This is a genomic window from Muricomes intestini (assembly GCF_004346165.1).
Classification (GTDB): Bacteria; Bacillota; Clostridia; order Lachnospirales; family Lachnospiraceae; genus Muricomes; species Muricomes intestini.
This window is the reverse complement of the sequence record NZ_SLZZ01000007.1, coordinates 79,374-98,152: the sequence shown is the minus strand read 5'-3', so window position 1 is coordinate 98,152 and position 18,779 is coordinate 79,374. Positions and strand designations below refer to the sequence as shown.

The following is an 18,779-nucleotide window of genomic DNA, read 5'->3' as shown; positions in this document are numbered from 1 at the left end:
ATGAAGGTGCTGGGAATAACCGGTGGAATAGGCTCTGGGAAAAGTGAAGTCTTAAGTTACATGAAAGAGGAATACGGCGCAGCTGTCAGCCAGCTGGATGAGGTGGCAAAGGAGCTCCAAAGACAGGGGACGGATTGCTATCGGAAAATTATAAAACAGTTTGGAAACGGAATTATCAAAGAAGACGGAGAACTGGACAGGAAGAAACTGGCGGAAATCATTTTTCAGGATGAGAAAAAAAGAAAGATACTTAACAAAATCGTTCACCCGGAAGTGAAAAAATGGGTGAAACAGGATATTATAGAGAAGAAAAAAATGGGAGTGCCGCTGTATGTTATTGAGGCGGCTCTTCTGCCGGAAGCCGGGTATGAAAACATCTGTGATGAATTATGGTATATTTACACGGAAGAAGCTGTCAGAAGAGAGAGACTGAAAAAATCGAGAGGGTACTCCGATGAGGCAATCAGCCGTATGATACTCTCTCAGTCCCCGGAATCTGTATTTCGTGAAGTATGCCGGGTTGTCATAGACAACAGCGGGACGTTTGAGGAGACAAAAGAGCAAATAGGAGAACAATTATGAGGTTATGCAGCATTGCAAGCGGCAGCAGCGGAAACTGTATCTATGTAGGGAATGACAACACCCATTTACTTGTGGATACAGGAATCAGCAAAAAGCGGATTGAAGCGGGGCTTAAGGAACTGGAAATAAAGGGAGAAGAACTGGACGGTATTTTAATCACCCATGAGCATTCGGACCACATACAGGGACTGGGTGTTTTCAGCAGAAAATATGAAGTACCGATCTATGCAACACCAGGAACAATAGAGGGAATCAAGAATTATGCTCCTTTGGGGAAATTGCCGGATGATCTTCTGAATCCCATACATATAGATGAAAGATTTACAATTGGGGATATTGCGGTAGATCCATTTCGTATTTCCCATGATGCAAATGAACCTTCCGGATACAGAATGAACTATGGAGAAAAGTCTGTTGCAGTTGCCACGGACCTGGGGATTTACGATGAATATACGGTTTCAAATCTAAAAAATCTGGATGCGGTACTTCTGGAAGCCAACCATGACATCCATATGCTGGAGGTGGGAACTTATCCCTATTATCTGAAACAGCGTGTAATGGGGGATAAGGGACATTTATCCAATGAATTGTCGGGAAGGCTTCTTTGTGATATACTACATAATAATTTGAAACATATTCTTCTGGGACATCTCAGCAAGGAAAACAATTATGCGGCACTTGCCTATGAGACGGTAAAGCTGGAGGTTACCTTAAGTGACAATGACTATAAGGGAGAGGACCTGAACATGACCGTAGCCAAAAGAGATATAATTTCGGAAATCATTACGGTGTAGACAACAGGAGGGAAAGGACATGAAAAAGTGTATAGTGACGGTGCTGGGAAAAGATACTGTGGGAATTATTGCCAAGGTATGTACATATTTAGCCGATAATAAAATTAATATCTTGGATATTTCCCAGACAATTATTCAAGGGTATTTCAACATGATGATGATTGTAGATGTGACAGAGTTGGATAAAGATTTTAAGGTGGTATGCGATGAGATGGAAAAGCTGGGCATTGAAATTGGCGTAAACATCCGCTGCCAGAGAGAAGATATTTTTGAAAAAATGCACAGACTCTAAACATAAAGACTTCAGAAGAAGTTGCATCAAATGAAGAGAGGACAAGTACAATGATTAATATGTATGAAGTATCAGAAACCAACCAGATGATTGAGCATGAGAATCTGGATGTCCGCACAATCACTCTGGGAATAAGCCTGTTTGACTGTATTGAGTCTGATTTGCAGGAATTGAACCGCAAAATATACGAAAAAATTACGACAGTGGCTGAAAAACTGGTTTCTACCGGCAATGATATTGAAAAGGAATTTGGAATTCCCATCGTAAATAAAAGAATTTCCATCACGCCCATTGCAATGATAGGCGGGGCTGCCTGCAAGAGCCCGGAAGATTACATAACCATTGCAAAAACTCTGGATAAGGCGGCAAGAGAAGTGGGCGTCAATTTTATCGGCGGTTATTCTGCACTGGTTTCCAAAGGGATGACTCAAGGTGACATGAATCTGATTCAATCTATTCCACAGGCACTTTCCCAGACTGAACGGGTCTGCAGTTCTGTCAATGTGGGTTCCACAAGGACAGGAATAAATATGGATGCCGTACGGCTCTGCGGGGAGATTGTAAAGGCTACTGCAGAAGCAACAAGGGAGGAGGACTCACTGGGCTGTGCAAAGCTGGTTATCTTTTGCAATGCGCCGGATGATAATCCCTTTATGGCAGGTGCCTTTCTCGGAGTGACGGAGGCAGATGCAGTAATTAATGTAGGCGTCAGCGGTCCGGGAGTGGTAAAAAAAGCTTTAGAAAAAGTACGGGGAAAGGACTTTGAGCAGCTCTGCGAGACGATTAAAAAGACAGCTTTTAAAGTGACTCGTGTGGGTCAGCTTGTGGCGGGCGAAGCGTCCAAAAGGCTGGGGATTCCCTTTGGAATTGTTGATTTATCGCTGGCACCGACCCCTGCAGTGGGGGACAGTGTGGCTGAAATTTTGGAGGAAATCGGGCTGGAACGTGTGGGGGCACCTGGGACAACGGCGGCTCTTGCAATGTTGAACGATCAGGTGAAAAAAGGCGGTGTTATGGCATCTTCCTATGTAGGGGGCCTAAGCGGCGCATTTATTCCTGTCAGTGAGGATCAGGGTATGATAGATGCAGTGAATCTGGGAGCACTGACACTGGAAAAGCTGGAAGCTATGACTTGTGTGTGCTCCGTGGGACTGGATATGATAGCAATTCCGGGAAAGACATCGGCCGCTACGATTTCTGGTATTATTGCAGATGAGATGGCAATCGGGATGGTAAATCAGAAGACCACTGCGGTCCGTTTGATTCCGGTTATCGGAAAAGATTTGGGGGACAGTGCTGAATTTGGGGGTCTTCTTGGGTATGCGCCCATTATGCCGGTGAATGAATTCAGCTGTGAAGCATTTATTGGCCGGGAAGGGAGAATACCGGCACCGATTCATAGTTTCAAGAACTAAAACAGGGGAATAACTTATGAAGAAAATTGCAATTGTAACAGACAGTAATAGCGGGATAACACAGAAACAGGGGAAAGAACTGGGGGTTTTCGTAATTCCCATGCCGTTTTTTATCGACGGAGAACTTTTTCTGGAAGACATTACGCTGACACAGGAAGAATTTTATAAAAGACTGGGTGAAGATTCCGATATTTCAACATCCCAGCCATCTCCGGGAGATGTTCTTGAGCTTTGGGACAGCCTGCTTGAAAAATACGATGAGGTTGTTCATATTCCCATGTCCAGCGGGTTAAGCAGCAGCTGCGAAACAGCTGTGACACTCTCCCAGGATTACGGCGGCAGAGTACAGGTGGTAAATAATCAGAGAATTTCAGTTACCCAGGTGCAGTCTGTTCTGGATGCAATCAAACTGGCAGAAGAGGGGAAGACGGCAGCCGAAATCAGAGAAGTCCTTGAGAGAGAAAAGATGGAGGCGAGTATCTACATTACTGTAGATACACTGAAATATTTAAAAAAAGGCGGCAGAATCACTCCGGCGGCAGCAGCCCTGGGAACCGTGTTGAATTTGAAACCGGTACTGCAGATTCAAGGTGAAAAGCTGGATGCATTTGCAAAAGTGCGGGGATGGAAAGCTGCAAAGAGAACTATGCTAAAGGCGATAGAGACAGATCTGGCGGAACGTTTTGCAGGGAAAGAAGAACAGATGGTTCTGGGAATGGCATATACATGCAGCCGGGAAGAAGTGAACGTGTGGAGACAAGAGATTCACAACAGATTCCCACAGTATGAGATAATAGAAGGACCACTGTCCCTGAGCGTGGCTTGTCATATCGGACCGGGCTCCATGGCGGTCACTTGTATGAAAAAGGTGTAACTGTTCTGAACAGTTACACCTTTATAATGGTCTGTTTGTATTCGTTTTCAAATACCGTCTTAAACTTATCTGTAATTACGGATTTATACAGGTTGGAGGCGAGGATATCATGGTAGAGCATCTTTTGACCAATCTCAGGAATTGCGTCCGTATCATAGAGACTGGTCAGCAGCGGGAGCCGTCCATTTTTTACAACACTGCTCAGTATTTTTTCACGGTCTCTGCGAAATCCGAGGAGGCGGGCGTAGTAGTGGCATCCACCCTTGACATATTCTTCTACAGTGCTCTTTTTAATCCCCAGCATGATGTGCAAAAGTGCGCGGTTAATACGTGTATAGGTGGTTTCTTTTGTTTTGAGCAGTTCACAAAATTGCTTGTAATTGAAGAAATTATTAAGCTGATTACTAATACGGTTCGCCAGATCTACAGAGACATCCATATAGTTGACCAGGTCTTCGGCAGATTTGTTCAGCAGTTTATATTTCATAAGGAGAGAAAAATCGTTTTGATAAACCGGATATTTGACCCGGTGGTAATCTTTTAACAGCTCCAGGCAGCAGGCTGGTACCTGATCCTCCAGCTGACTCAAGATATTGGAAAAATGTGTGTTCTCAAATGTAGCGCCGGGGTGAGTGCCGATTGCAGAGCTGGAATATGCGAGCAGGGAACGGATGGCGGTAGCGGAACTGTAATTGGGTGCCAGCTCTGCATTATGGTAGTTAGACCCCTGACGCTTGATGGTATAAGGCTTAATGTTACTGCTCAGCCTTTTTAATGCTTTCAGATATTCTATACTTAAAATGTTATTTGGATCGTCAAGCAGGGCAGCACATTCCGGGCTTTTTGTATAGACACTGAGTGCCTCCTGTCTGGCTGAGGGGAAAGACATGCCTTTTTTGAGATTTTCCTGTAGAAGATTTCGGTATTCTGTCGGCTCCTCGTACAGGATATCAGCTAGATTCTGAAGTCTCTCAAGGTCACCCGACTCACTTCCGAAACAAATAGAATCTACAATCCCTAGGCCATCCAGGAAAGAAACAGCACCCATAGCAAAAAATTCTGCACTCCCGGTGGCATAGCAGACAGGAAGTTCAAATACTGCCCCTGCTCCACATTTCAAAGCCATCTCGGCACGTATGTATTTGGGCATGATGGCAGGAGTACCTCTTTGTACATAATCACCGCTCATAATCACGATGGCCGTGTCAGCACCTGTGACCTCCTTTGCTTTTTCAATATGATACTGATGGCCGTTATGGAATGGATTATATTCGGTGATTAAACCAACAATTTTCATAAGAATCTCCTTGTATAACAATTTGTTAACCATTATACTATAAAAGAATGAGAACTACAACAAAGAAGGAGGCATGGGATGAAGAAAGAAACGATACTCGAACTTCTGGAACGACGCAAATTTAAAGACCTGAAGGAAAAACTGGAATCCATGCACCCTGTCGATATTGTGGAAATGCTTGAGGACTTCGGGACCAGACAGGCAATTCTGATTTTCCGGCTTCTTGCCAAGGAGGAGGCTGCCGAAGTTTTCACGGATATGAACAGTGATATGCGTGAGGATTTAATCAACGCTCTGACAGATTCTGAACTGGAAGAGGTTATGGGTGAAATGTACGTGGACGATACGGTAGATGTTCTGGAGGAGATGCCGGCTAACGTAGTAGACCGTCTGCTGATGGCAACGGACGAGGACACAAGGAAGAAAATCAATGTATTGCTCCAGTATCCAGAGGACAGTGCAGGAAGCATTATGAATGTGGACTATGTCAGCCTGCGCAGGGAAATGACAGTGGCAGATGCAATCCTCAAGATCCGTCAGGTCGGTATTAATAAGGAAACCATTTACACCTGTTACGTCACAGAAAAGAGGAAACTGATCGGTGCGGTGGATGTAAAGGACCTCCTGACAGCAGGTGAGTCCTGGCTGATTGAAGAAATCATGGATGAGAACGTGCTTTTGGCTACCACGCTGGATGACCAGGAGGATGTGGCAAAGACGATTAAAAAGTATGGCCTTGTTGCAATTCCAATCATTGATCATGAAAACTGTCTGGTTGGTATTGTAACTTATGATGATGCCATGCTGGTTTTGCAGGATGAGGCGACAGAAGATATCAGCATCATGGCCGGTGTCAGTCCCAATGAAGATTCCTATTTTGGCACATCAGTGCTTCAGCATGCTAAGCACAGGAGCCTGTGGCTGATGCTTCTGATGCTTTCAGCAACAGTGACAGGAGAGCTTCTGGGACACTATGAGAAGGCAATGGCAGCCATGCCAGTTCTGATTACATTTATTCCTATGCTGATGGGTACAGGCGGAAACTGTGGATCTCAGAGTTCAACGCTGATTATCCGGGGGCTGGCTGTAGGAGAAATTCAATTTAAAGATATTTTCCGGGTTATTTTCAAGGAAGTCCGTGTTGCACTGGCTGTAAGCTTTCTGCTGGCAGTTGTAAACGGAATCCGGATTTATATTATGTATGATCAGGATATTATGCTGTCCGCGGCAATTGGAATTACTATGATGGCAGTGGTGGTTATAGCAAAATCTGTGGGCTGTACACTGCCTCTTGTTGCGAAAAAACTGGGGCTGGATCCGGCAATCATGGCAGCGCCCCTGATCTCCACAATTCTTGATACTTGTACAATCCTGGTTTATTTTAATATAGTGACAACAATATTTCACCTCAGATCCTAGCACAGTCAGGTTCTTTGACCCTCGCGGCAGTCGCCAAATGGAAATGCAAGCATTTGCGCTTGGCTCGTTGCTCGCGGGAATAAATTTCCGTGAGGATATTGTATATGAAAGCAAGCTTTCTTCTACATATCTTTGCAAAAATCTGCTTGGCTGAACTGAGGGCAGAATATTGTACTTAAAAATGCACATTATATAGGCTTGTATACAATAATTCTTTGGGGTATAATGGGGAAAGTGAGAAAAAATTGAAAGGTGGCTTTAAATCATGGGATTTATCGACAAAATCAAAGAGAGGGCGATGTCCGATAAGAAGACAATCGTGCTCCCGGAGACGGAGGACGTAAGAACTTACCAGGCAGCAGAGGCAGTGCTTAAGCAGGGAGTTGCGAATCTTATTCTTGTGGGAAGCAAAGAGGAAATTGAGAGAAACGGAAAGGGCTTTGACATTTCGGGTGCTGCAATGGTGGATCCTGCGACGAGCGAAAAGACAGAAGGATATATTGCAAAGCTGGCAGAGCTTAGACAGAAGAAAGGAATGACAGAAGAACAGGCAAAAGAACTGCTTCTGAGCAATTACCTGTACTACGGGGTTATGATGGTAAAGATGGGCGATGCAGATGGTATGGTATCAGGTGCATGCCACTCTACAGCGGACACACTTCGCCCGTGTCTTCAGATTCTGAAGACAAAACCTGGAACAAAATTGGTTTCTGCGTTCTTCCTTATGGTTGTACCGGATTGTGATATGGGTGCAGAGGGAACCTTCATTTTCGGAGATGCAGGTCTGGAACAGAATCCAGATCCGGAAAAATTGGCAAATATTGCATTGTCTTCAGCGGAATCTTTCCAGGTTCTGACGAGGAAAGAGCCAATTGTTGCCATGCTGTCACATTCTACAAAGGGAAGCGCAAAACACCCGGATGTTGACAAGGTAGTGGAGGCTACGAGACTTGCAAAAGAAATGGCACCGGATTTAATACTGGATGGAGAACTGCAGCTGGACGCAGCTATTGTACCGGAGGTTGCAGCATCGAAGGCACCGGGAAGTCCGGCAGCAGGGCGTGCCAATGTATTGATTTTCCCAGATTTGGATGCAGGAAATATCGGATACAAGCTTGTACAAAGACTTGGCAAGGCAGAAGCTTACGGCCCTCTTACCCAGGGGATTGCGGCCCCGGTCAATGACTTATCAAGAGGGTGCATTGCCGCAGATATCGAAGGAGTTATAGCAATTACGGCAGTACAGGCTCAGGCATATTCAAAGTAATGAGAGATTGGAGGATAATAAAGTGAATATATTAGTGATTAATTGTGGAAGTTCTTCTTTAAAATTTCAGCTGATTAATTCTGAATCTGAGAAGGTGCTTGCAAAAGGCATTTGTGAGAGAATCGGAATCGACGGGCGCCTCACCTATCAGGCCGCCGGCAGTGAAAAGACAAAAACAGAGAAGGATATGCCTTCACATACAGAGGCAATTCAGTATGTTATTGAAGCTCTGACAGACAACGAGACAGGAGTAATAAAGAGTCTGGACGAGATTGGGGCAGTTGGACACCGCCTGGTACACGGCGGCGAAAAGTTTGCGTCCTCTGTAATTATCACAGAAGAGGTAAAGAAAGCCGTTGAGGAATGTAACGAACTGGCACCTCTGCATAATCCTGCAAATTTAATTGGTGTAAATGCATGTGAGAAGCTGATGCCGGGAACCCCTATGGCAGCAGTATTTGACACTGCATTTCATCAGACAATGCCTGAAAAAGCATATATGTACGGACTGCCATATGAATATTATGAAAAATATAAAGTAAGACGTTACGGTTTTCATGGGACAAGCCACAGCTTTGTATCAAAGAGAGCCGCAGAGCTCACTGGCCGGCCATATGATGCAACAAAGACAATCGTATGCCACTTGGGCAACGGTGCAAGTGTATGTGCAGTGAAAAACGGTAAATCTATAGACACATCCATGGGACTGACACCACTTGAAGGCCTTGTAATGGGAACACGTTCCGGTGATATTGATCCGGCTATCCTGGAATTCATCGCAAAGAAAGAGAATCTGGATATTGAAGGTTTGATGAATATGCTGAACAAAAAGTCTGGTGTACAGGGAATTTCAGGACTGTCCAGTGACTTTAGAGATTTGACTGATGCATCTTTGGCGGGGGACAAGCGTGCAAAGATTGCTCTGGAAGTATTTTCATACAGAGTTGCAAAGTATATAGGAAGTTATGTGGCGGCAATGAACGGAGTGGATGTCATTGCTTTCACAGCAGGAATCGGTGAAAATGATGAATTAGTCCGGGCAGCAGTGTGCAGCTATCTGGGATATCTTGGAATAGAATTTGACGAGGATGCCAATAACACAAGAGGACAGGAAATTGAACTTTCCAAACCGGGCTCCAAGGTAAGAGTTTTTGTAATTCCGACAAACGAAGAACTTGCAATCGCAAGAGAAACAGAAGCCCTTATAAAATAAATCTGGAGTATAGACTTATCAGAATAGTCAGAAAAGGTCGCGCAAAAGGGTCAGACCCCTTTTGCTTTTCCTCTGAAATCTGTAGTTTTTTGTTGACAAACCTATTTTACATGATATAATAGTTGAGGTATGAATAGGAGTATTAAGATGTTAATTAACCTATCAGATGTTCTGTCAGAACAGCATAAGCCGGTGGAGGCGACGGTGCCATTTGAAATGGAAGCGATTAAGCTGAAATCCGGTTCTTTTCCGATTATAAGTAAGGAACCTGTGCACCTTGTTGTTACTCATGTAAAGGATAAGGAAGTACAGATTCAGGCAGACTCAAAAGTCGGTATAAAGATTCCATGTGACCGCTGTGCGGAGGATGTACGAGAAGAATTTGTACTTGATTTTGTGAAGCATGTGGATTTGAATGTATCGGATGCTGATTTGAGAGAAGATTTAGATGAATCGAATTTTATTGTCGGATATCATCTTGACGTGGACAAATTGCTCTTTAATGAGATATTGATAGGATGGCCGACGAAAGTTCTATGCAGTGAGGACTGTAAGGGCATATGCAGCGTTTGTGGTCAGAACCTAAATCAGGGTACTTGTGACTGTGAAGATACAGGAGCTGACCCGAGAATGTCAGTTGTCCGGGATTTGTTTAAGAATTTTAAGGAGGTGTAACCTATGTCTATCTGTCCAAAGAATAAATCTTCTAAAGGAAGAAGAGATAAGAGAAGAGCTAATTGGAAGATGAGTGCTCCCAACCTTGTAAAATGTAGCAAGTGCGGAGAACTTATGATGCCTCACAGAGTATGCAAAGCTTGTGGCTCTTACAACAAAAAAGAAATCATATCTGTTGACTAATGCAGAGAAGACGAGGCTTTCCGGGAAACCGGGAAGCTTTTTTCAGCTTGCTGCGTGGTATTTGACTTTTAATAGAAGAGGAATAACGAAAAATTCACAAAAAATATGTGCATAGGATGAAATTTTTGTACAATTGACTGTATTGTTTTGTTCAGAAATATCACGTATTATAAATTTAACATTTAGATATCTTTGTGTTAATGTCAGGGTAGCTGAAAATTTATTCACAACGAAGTGGCTTTTTAATCTTTATCGAGAGAGGGATTAAAAAGCCTTTTTATTTAAGAAAGGAGGTAATAATTATGAGACAGGTGGCTATTTATGGAAAAGGCGGCATCGGAAAATCTACAACAACACAAAATCTGACAGCAGGTCTCGCGGATATGGGCAAGAACATCATGATTGTCGGCTGTGATCCGAAGGCTGATTCTACAAGACTTGTGCTGGGGGGGCTTGCACAGAAGACTGTTCTGGATACATTGAGAGATGAAGGCGATGATATTGAGCTGGATGCAGTTTTGAAAACAGGGTTCAAGGGAATCAGAGGTGTAGAATCCGGCGGACCGGAACCGGGAGTTGGCTGTGCCGGCCGGGGTATTATCACTTCCATCAATCTGCTGGAGCAGCTCGGAGCCTATACGGATGATCTTGATTATGTATTTTATGATGTTTTGGGAGACGTGGTATGCGGCGGTTTTGCAATGCCAATCCGCGAAGGTAAGGCGCAGGAAATCTATATTGTATGTTCGGGTGAGATGATGGCTCTTTATGCGGCTAATAATATTTCAAAGGGTATTGCAAAATACGGAAAGACCGGTACAGTCCGCCTTGGAGGTCTGATCTGTAATTCCCGCAAGGTAGATCGTGAAGCAGAACTGGTAGAAGCGGTTGCAAAGAAACTTGGAACCCAGATGATTCATTTTGTTCCCCGCGACAATGCGGTACAGCGGGCAGAGATTCATAAAAAAACGGTCATTGATTTCAGTCCGGATGAGCCACAGGCAGATGAATACCGTGATCTGGCCCAAAAGATAGAAGGAAATGATATGTTTGTCGTCCCAGAGCCAATGGCGATCGATGAACTGGAGTCAATTCTTATGGAATATGGTGTGAATGATTAGGAGAGGGGGCTTTTTATTATGTTGATGGTGAGAGTAATTATCAGACCGGAAAAGGTAGGGGTGGTTATGACAGAACTGGCGGAAGCTGGTTTCCCCGCCATCACTAAGATGGATGTATTTGGGCGAGGCAAACAAAGGGGTATTCGCGTAGATGATTTCTACTATGATGAAATACCGAAGGAAATGCTGCTTATCTTCTGCAGTGATGAAGATAAGGATACATTGGTAAAAATTATTCTCCGAACTGCAAGAACAGGGGACGGAAACTACGGAGACGGACGTGTGTTTATATCTCCTGTGGAAGAGGCATATACGGTGAGTACCGGAAAAGCAGGACTATGATAGGAAGGCGGTAATTTAATATGAAAGAGATTATGGCTTTTATCCGCTCAAACAAGGTAAATGCGACAAAGACAGCTCTGGCAGAAGGCGGATTCCCTGCCTTTAGCTGCCGGAAATGTCTGGGGAGAGGTAAAAAAAGTATTGATCCGGAACTTTTGAACCTGGTAATTGCTGTCGGTGAACTGCCCCTGGATGCATCCGGAGAAAGCCTTACAGAGGCAATCAGACTGGTTCCCAAGAGGATGTTTATTGTGATCGTAGATGATGAAAAAGTGAAAGATGCAGTAGATATCATTATTGAAACCAATCAGACAGGGCATCAGGGAGATGGAAAAATCTTTGTACTTCCGATTTTTGAATCTTATCGTGTGCGGGACGGCTCATCTACTACAGACGCATATTAGGGAGGTGCACTAGTGAAAGAAAAAGATAATCTTTTGGAGAAATATTCCTCAAGAGTATTTAAAAACAGAAAAACACATATCACACAGCTTGGAGATGACGCGAACACAATCGCAGCAAATACACGCGCCATTCCGGGTATCCTGACCGCCAGAGGCTGCTGTTATGCAGGGTGTAAAGGTGTTGTGGTCGGCCCCATAAAAGATGCGGTGACCATTACACATGGACCCATCGGCTGTGCATTTTACAGTTGGGGAACACGAAGAAATAAAGCAAAACCTTCTTATGAAGGTGAACAAAATTTTATGCCATATTCATTTTGCACTGATATGAGACCGACAGATATCGTATTCGGGGGTGAAAAAAAATTAGAGCAGGGAATTGATGAAATCATGGAAATGTTCCACCCAAAGTGTATTTTTATTTGTTCTACCTGTCCGATTGGATTAATCGGTGATGATGTGCAGGCTGTAGCAAGGCGTGTGGAAAAAAAATATGGCATCACGGCAGTCGGATTTTCGTGCGAAGGATACAAAGGGGTATCACAATCTGCCGGCCATCACATTGCAAATAATGGCCTGATGAGACAGATCATTGGTTCCGGCGACACAAAACCAACGGGGAAATATTCCGTCAATATTCTCGGAGAATACAATATTGGCGGTGACGGATGGGAACAGGAGCGAATACTCAAAAAAATCGGGTATGAGGTCGTGTCGGTGTTTACCGGAGACGGCAGCCATGCGACCATTAAAAATGCACATCTTGCTGATTTAAATCTTGTCATGTGCCATCGTTCCATCAATTATGTTGCACAGATGATGAAAACAAAATATGGAATTGACTGGCTGAAGGTGAATTTTATCGGAATCGGAGCTACCTGCAAATCACTTCGGATGCTGGCAGAGTATTTTGACGATCCTGCTCTCACAAAGAGAACCGAGGAAGTGATAGCTGAAGAATTGGAAGCCGTCTCAGGTGACATTGAGTATTACAAATCTATGTTGAAGGGGAAAACCGCAGGTATTTTCGTGGGGGGCTCCCGCTCCCATCATTATCAGGCACTGCTCCGTGATTTTGGCGTAGAAACGGTTATAGCGGGATATGAGTTTGCACATCGGGATGATTATGAAGGACGGGACGTTATACCTTCGATCAAACCGGATGCGGACAGTAAGAACATTGAAGAAATCACGGTATCTCCAGATGAAGAATTATTTCGTGAACGTTATACTGCCGAACAGGTCGAACAATTGAAAGAAAAAGGGGTGGAACTTGATACCTATGATGGTATGTTCCCGGATATGAAAAAAGGATATATAGCCGTGGATGATTATAATGTTTTTGAAACAGATGAATTGATCAAGACCATGAAGCCGGATATCTTCTTTTCCGGCATCAAAGATAAATATGCAATTCAAAAAGCAGGAGTTGTTTCCAGGCAGATGCATTCCTATGATTATTCAGGACCTTATGCAGGGTTTAACGGTGCCGTGATGTTTGGGCATGATGTGGCAATGAGTATTTATACAAATGCATGGGCATTAATCACACCTCCCTGGAAGAGAGTACCATTTATCGAAGGAACAGTAGGAGGTGAAGAATAATGCTTGATATGACACCAAAAGAAGTTATGGAAAACCGGCATATAACAATTAATCCATGCAAAACATGCGAGCCGGTAGGTGCAATGTTCTGTGCACTCGGTGTAGAAAGCTGTATGCCTCACAGCCATGGCTCGCAGGGATGCTGCTCCTATCACAGAACAGTATTATCCCGTCATTTTAAGGAACCTGCCATGGCATCTTCCAGTTCTTTCACAGAAGGAGCATCTGTATTCGGAGGCAGGAGCAATCTGAATACGGCCGCTAAAAATATATTCGATATCTATAACCCGGATATCATTGCCGTTCATACGACTTGTCTGTCGGAGACAATCGGAGATGATGTCGGCAGCTATATTTCAGATATGGAGATACCAGATGGGAAAACCGTGCTTTATGCAAGTACTCCATCGTATGAAGGTTCACATATTCAGGGCTTTTCAAATATGATGATTGGTTTTATGAAATATATGACAAAGAAGAACGGTGAAAAAGCCGGAAAGACAGCTATCTTCCCCGGATGGGTGAATCCGGGTGATGACAGGGAATTAAAACGTATGGCTGAGCTTATGGGTGTGGATTACATATATTTTCCAGATCATGAAGGAATACTTGAAACGCCGATGACAGGAAAATATAAATATTTTCCAAAAGGAATCGGTACATCTGCCAAAGATATTCAGGAACTGGGCTCAGTGAAAAAATTGATCGCGCTTGGTCAGCTTACAAGCGTGGAACCGGCAGAATATCTTGAAAAACAGCATAAAGTGCCGTTTACTCTGCTGCCGATGCCGATTGGAGTGTCACTTACGGATAAATATTTAATGGCACTTCGTGATATGTCTTACCAGGAGATTCCCCAGATTCTTGAGAATGAGAGAGGCAGGCTTGTAGATCTGATGCTGGACTCACATTCCTACACGTATAATAAAAAGGCGGCAATCTACGGAGACCCTGATATCGTATACGGTTTCACATCACTTTGTATTGAAATGGGCATGATACCCAAATATGTTATTACGGGTACGCCAAAAGCGAGTTTTGTAAAACAGATCAAAGCACTTTTCGAAGAAAATGGAATGAATTCTGGGAAGGCGGTGATCAAGGCAGATACGGATCTCTTTTATCTGCATCAGCTGATAAAGAATGAAGGTGTCGATATTTTGATCGGAAGCTCTTACGGAAAACAAATTGCAAAAGCAGAAAATATTCCAATGGTAAGAATGGGATTTCCGGTACTTGACAGATATGGCAACACTATTCAGGCGACGGTCGGATATACAGGAGGAATCCGTTATGTTGAAAAGATTACGAATGTGTTTATGGACCGGCAGGATGCAGATTCCCGGGACGAAGACTTTGATGTTGTAATGTAATATGCATTTACTGAAGAGGGTAAGGTATAAGACCGGCCCTCTTTTGTGTATTTGAGAAAGGACGTGTTTTCGATGGCAGATATAGAACAGGTTAATATTCTTGATGAAAGGGAAAAATCCATCGTTACAAAGCATGGTGAGCGCTGCAGCGGAGATGGTATGCGCTGCAATACAGATTCTGTATCGGGGGCGGTCAGTCAGCGGGCCTGTGTCTATTGCGGGGCAAGGGTAGTGCTGAATCCGATTACAGATGCATATCACATTATCCATGGGCCAATCGGCTGTTCCAGCTATACATGGGATATACGGGGAAGCCTGACCAGCGGTGAAGATATTTACCGCAATAGTTTTTGTACCGATCTCAGAGAAAGGGATATTATTTTTGGAGGAGCGGAAAAACTTACAAAAGCGATCGAAGAGCTTGCAGAGGCCCAAAAGCCAAAATTAATTTTTGTATACTCCACTTGCATTGTAGGTGTCATTGGTGATGATGTGGATTCTGTGTGCAGGCATATGTCAGAAAAATACAAAATCCCGGTCATTCCGGTAAAATCACCTGGATTTTCCGGAAATAAATCGACAGGGTACCGCATGGCATGCGATGCGATCATGCAGCTGCTTCTGCCGCACAAATCAGGGAAAAAGATTCAGGGTATCAATATTCTCGGAGATTATAATCTGGCCGGAGAAATGTGGATCATAAAAAACTATTTAAAAAAAATAGGGGTTCCGGTGATTGCTTCATTCACCGGAGACGCGAATTATGATGAGATGGCCCGGTCAACTTCTGCGGCGCTAAATGTAGTTCAGTGTGCGGGTTCAAGTACATATCTTGCAGACCGTATGGAAGAAGAATTTGGAATACCCTATATAAAGGTAAGTTTTTTTGGAGTTGAAGATACTACAAACTCCCTGCTTCGTATTGCGGAAGCGCTGGGAAATGAAGAGGCACGGGAAAAGGCACTGAAATTTTGCGGGTCAGAGACAAAGAAGCTGGAAGGATTTCTTGCAAAGTACCGGAAAAATCTTGAAGGCAAAAAAGCGGCAATCTATGTGGGCGGCGGATTTAAAGCAATCTCTTTGATCCGGCAGTTTGACCTTATGGGTATAAAGACGGTACTGGTTGGTACACAAACGGGGAAAAAAGAGGATTATGAGCTTATAGAAAATCTTGTAGATGAAGATACAGTCATACTGGACGATGCAAATCCGGCGGAGCTCGAGACATTTATGAAGGAAAAGGGAGCCGACATACTGACCGGAGGTGTCAAAGAACGACCTTTAGCCTATAAACTCGGCATTGCTTTTTGCGATCATAACCATGAGAGAAAACATGCTTTGGCCGGCTTTGAAGGAGTATATAATTTTACAAAGGAAATCAATGAAAGCATCAACAACCCGGTATGGGAATATGTGAAAGGGGCATGTGTATGAAAACAAAAGTGACTTCACTGGTAAACTTAAATACCAATCCCTGTAAAATGTGCATGCCCATGGGTGCTGCAACTGCACTCTGCGGAATACGGGACTGCATTACGATATTGCATGGCTCACAGGGGTGTGCCACTTATATCAGAAGACATATGGCTACCCACTACAATGAGCCTGTTGATATTGCCTCTTCTTCTCTAACAGAACAGGGAACTGTGTATGGAGGAGAAAAGAATCTTAAACAGGGTTTGAAAAATGTGATCGCACTGTATCATCCTAAAGTAATTGGAATCATGACCACCTGCCTTGCCGAAACAATCGGAGAGGATATTGAAGGAATCAAGGAACGTTTTTACGAAGAAAATCCACAGTATCAGGATATTACAATTCTTCCGGTAAGTTCTCCGGGATATGGGGGAACTCAGTACGAAGGATACATGGCTGTATTAAATGCAGTTGCAGATAAGCTGGAAATGAATACTCAGAAAAATGAAAAAGTCAATGTGATTCTTCCGCCTCAGAGCCCGGCAGATATCCGCTATTTAAAAAACATATTCCGTATATTTGAAATAGACACAATACTTCTTCCGGATATAGCTGACAATCTTGATGGCGGACACACCGAAGAGTACTCAAGACTGCCAAAAGGCGGAACCGATATTACAGAGCTAAGAAAAATGGCAGGTGCGAGATTTACTATAGAAATTTCCGATAAGAGCAGTGCTGTTTCACCGGCACAGACACTATTTGAAAAATACCAGGTTCCGTACAAGAGAATGTTATCTCCGGCAGGGCTAAAGGCCACAGATGATTTTTATGAACTCCTTTCCCAACTGTCGGGGAAAGATATCCCGGAAGAAATAAAAACAGCCAGGAGCAGATATCTGGATGGGATGATTGATTCTCACAAATATAATTCGGCCGGCCGTGCCGTAATTTATGGAGAACCGGAGTTTATCACCGCAGCTGTAAGGCTCTGTGCGGAAAACGGGATTATGCCGGTGGTTGTCTCCACAGGAAGTGTCTGTCCGGATCTGAAACAGTATGTGGAGGCTCCGATAGCAGATATGGGGAAAAGATACTTTGTGGACGACTATATCATTTCGGATGATACTGATTTTAAAGAAATAGAAGAATATGCCGTCAAATATAAGTCCAACATCATGATCGGCAATTCAGATGGAAGACGAATAGAAGAACAGCTGCATATTCCGCTTGTACGGCGTGCATTTCCTATACATGACCGCATCGGAGGCCAGCGGTTACGGATGCTGGGATATGAAGGTTCATTATCCTTTTTGGATGAGATGACGAATGCACTTCTTTCTGTCACAGAAAATACTTTCAAAGAAAACCTATATGATGCCTATTACAGAGGGACTCCCATTGACTGCGGGGAAAAAGAAAAGGATGAGATTCCGGCAGATATGCTGAAAAAAACAATAGAACATCCGTGCTATAACTGTGCAGGACATAAATTTGCGAGAATTCACCTGCCGGTGGCACCGGCCTGCAATGTACAGTGCAATTACTGTGTCCGTAAGTTTGACTGTCCAAATGAAAGCAGGCCGGGAGTGACAAGTACAATACTGACTCCGGCAGAAGCACTGGAACGATATAAGACAGTGAAAGAAAAACTTCCAAATCTCACAGTGGCAGGAATTGCCGGACCCGGAGACTCTCTGGCGGGAAATTACCCGGAGGTGAAAAAGACGCTGCAACTGATACGGGAATACGATCCGGATGTTACATTCTGTCTCTCTACTAACGGTCTGATGCTTCCGTTTTATGCAGAAGAGCTTGTGAAGCTTGGTGTTTCCCATGTGACTGTGACAATGAGTGCAGTGGATCCGTCTATCAGCGGCAAAATCTACAAATATATAGATTATATGGGAAGCAGATACGAGGGAGAGGCTGCCGGTGCAATTATGGTATCCAATCAGCTTTCGGGATTGAGAATTCTTCTTGCACATGGAATCATATGTAAAGTAAATATTGTGACATTAAAGGGAATCAACGAGGAGCATATCCCCCAGGTAGTGCAGGCCTGCAGAGATATGGGGTGCTATATTACAAATATCATGCAGCTCATACCGGTGAAAGGAAGCGCCTTTGAGGAGCTGCCTATGGTGAGCAACAAAGAAATTCAAAGTCTGAGGAACAGCTGCAATAAGATTATGCGTCAAATGTTTCATTGTAAGCAATGTAGGGCAGATGCGGTCGGAACCCTTGATAATGATCTTTCTATTGATCTTGGCGGGTTTTTAGATAAGGATAATATAGAGGAGAAAAAGGAAGAGGAAAAAAAGAAATTGAAATTTGCCATTGCGTCTAAAAGCGGTGTCCTTGTGGATATGCACTTTGGACATGTGGAAGAATTTTATATTTATCAGTATGAAAATGGAACACCGCGTTTCATCGGAAAGAGAAACGTGGAAAAATAAGGAGGAAGACCGGTAGAGGATCTGATAATTTAAGAATATGCGGGGGCA

At 43.7% G+C, this 18,779-nt stretch carries 18 protein-coding genes; 17 read left to right on the top strand and 1 reads right to left on the bottom strand.

Annotated elements, in window-relative coordinates; all coding sequences use genetic code 11:
* Genes coaE through EDD59_RS06770 form a run of 5 tightly spaced genes read left to right on the top strand, consistent with a single transcriptional unit; the run spans position 1 to position 3,957 of the window.
* Complete coding sequence (gene coaE / locus EDD59_RS06790; protein ID WP_132380363.1) at positions 1-582, top strand: dephospho-CoA kinase; 582 nt, start codon at positions 1-3, stop codon at positions 580-582.
* Positions 579-1,376: an MBL fold metallo-hydrolase gene (locus EDD59_RS06785; RefSeq protein ID WP_132380260.1), complete on the top strand. Its 798-nt coding sequence runs from the start codon at positions 579-581 to the stop codon at positions 1,374-1,376. Before coaE ends, EDD59_RS06785 begins: the two co-directional genes overlap by 4 nt.
* A 19-nt stretch (positions 1,377-1,395) precedes the next feature.
* Positions 1,396-1,668: an ACT domain-containing protein gene (locus tag EDD59_RS06780; RefSeq protein WP_132380257.1), complete on the top strand. Its 273-nt coding sequence runs from the start codon at positions 1,396-1,398 to the stop codon at positions 1,666-1,668.
* 50 nt (positions 1,669-1,718) lie between these two features.
* The gene (locus EDD59_RS06775) at positions 1,719-3,083 is read left to right on the top strand and encodes a PFL family protein (protein WP_132380253.1); all 1,365 of its coding nucleotides are present in this window, start codon (positions 1,719-1,721) and stop codon (positions 3,081-3,083) included.
* Between the two features lie 16 nt (positions 3,084-3,099).
* Complete coding sequence (locus EDD59_RS06770) at positions 3,100-3,957, top strand: DegV family protein (RefSeq protein ID WP_132380250.1); 858 nt, start codon at positions 3,100-3,102, stop codon at positions 3,955-3,957.
* A 13-nt stretch (positions 3,958-3,970) separates the two neighbouring features.
* Here the strand turns inward: EDD59_RS06770 and EDD59_RS06765 are convergent, their stop codons facing one another.
* Complete coding sequence (locus EDD59_RS06765; protein WP_132380246.1) at positions 3,971-5,254, bottom strand: nucleotidyltransferase; 1,284 nt, start codon at positions 5,252-5,254, stop codon at positions 3,971-3,973.
* Between the two features lie 78 nt (positions 5,255-5,332).
* Between EDD59_RS06765 and mgtE the strand changes: the two genes are divergently transcribed.
* The 12 genes from mgtE to EDD59_RS06705 all read left to right on the top strand — a co-directional run bounded on the left by mgtE (position 5,333) and on the right by EDD59_RS06705 (position 18,731).
* Positions 5,333-6,673, top strand: a complete 1,341-nt coding sequence (mgtE, locus tag EDD59_RS06760; protein WP_132380243.1) for a magnesium transporter — start codon at positions 5,333-5,335, stop codon at positions 6,671-6,673.
* 265 nt (positions 6,674-6,938) lie between these two features.
* The gene (gene pta / locus EDD59_RS06755; RefSeq protein ID WP_132380240.1) at positions 6,939-7,940 is read left to right on the top strand and encodes a phosphate acetyltransferase; all 1,002 of its coding nucleotides are present in this window, start codon (positions 6,939-6,941) and stop codon (positions 7,938-7,940) included.
* A 22-nt stretch (positions 7,941-7,962) separates the two neighbouring features.
* On the top strand, positions 7,963-9,153 hold the full coding sequence (locus tag EDD59_RS06750) for an acetate kinase (RefSeq protein WP_132380237.1): 1,191 nt from the start codon (positions 7,963-7,965) through the stop codon (positions 9,151-9,153).
* A gap of 147 nt (positions 9,154-9,300) precedes the next feature.
* Positions 9,301-9,828 (top strand): YceD family protein, encoded by a 528-nt coding sequence (locus tag EDD59_RS06745; RefSeq protein ID WP_132380234.1) that lies wholly within the window; start codon positions 9,301-9,303, stop codon positions 9,826-9,828.
* Positions 9,829-9,831: 3 nt separating this feature from the next.
* A complete protein-coding gene (gene rpmF / locus EDD59_RS06740; protein WP_089984246.1) occupies positions 9,832-10,011 on the top strand; it encodes a 50S ribosomal protein L32 in 180 nt (59 codons plus the stop codon).
* 302 nt (positions 10,012-10,313) lie between these two features.
* Positions 10,314-11,132 (top strand): nitrogenase iron protein, encoded by an 819-nt coding sequence (gene nifH / locus EDD59_RS06735; RefSeq protein WP_132380231.1) that lies wholly within the window; start codon positions 10,314-10,316, stop codon positions 11,130-11,132.
* Positions 11,133-11,150: 18 nt separating this feature from the next.
* Entirely contained in the window at positions 11,151-11,474 is a 324-nt protein-coding gene (locus tag EDD59_RS06730; RefSeq protein WP_132380228.1) for a P-II family nitrogen regulator, read from the top strand.
* Between the two features lie 20 nt (positions 11,475-11,494).
* Positions 11,495-11,878, top strand: a complete 384-nt coding sequence (locus tag EDD59_RS06725; protein ID WP_132380225.1) for a P-II family nitrogen regulator — start codon at positions 11,495-11,497, stop codon at positions 11,876-11,878.
* 12 nt (positions 11,879-11,890) lie between these two features.
* Complete coding sequence (locus EDD59_RS06720; RefSeq protein ID WP_132380222.1) at positions 11,891-13,483, top strand: nitrogenase component I subunit alpha; 1,593 nt, start codon at positions 11,891-11,893, stop codon at positions 13,481-13,483.
* A complete protein-coding gene (locus tag EDD59_RS06715) occupies positions 13,483-14,856 on the top strand; it encodes a nitrogenase component 1 (protein WP_132380219.1) in 1,374 nt (457 codons plus the stop codon). The genes EDD59_RS06720 and EDD59_RS06715 overlap by 1 nt, the downstream gene beginning before the upstream one ends.
* Positions 14,857-14,928: 72 nt before the next feature.
* The gene (nifE, locus tag EDD59_RS06710; protein ID WP_132380217.1) at positions 14,929-16,290 is read left to right on the top strand and encodes a nitrogenase iron-molybdenum cofactor biosynthesis protein NifE; all 1,362 of its coding nucleotides are present in this window, start codon (positions 14,929-14,931) and stop codon (positions 16,288-16,290) included.
* Positions 16,287-18,731, top strand: a complete 2,445-nt coding sequence (locus tag EDD59_RS06705) for a nitrogenase component 1 (protein ID WP_132380214.1) — start codon at positions 16,287-16,289, stop codon at positions 18,729-18,731. The genes nifE and EDD59_RS06705 overlap by 4 nt, the downstream gene beginning before the upstream one ends.
* Positions 18,732-18,779: the final 48 nt, after the last annotated feature.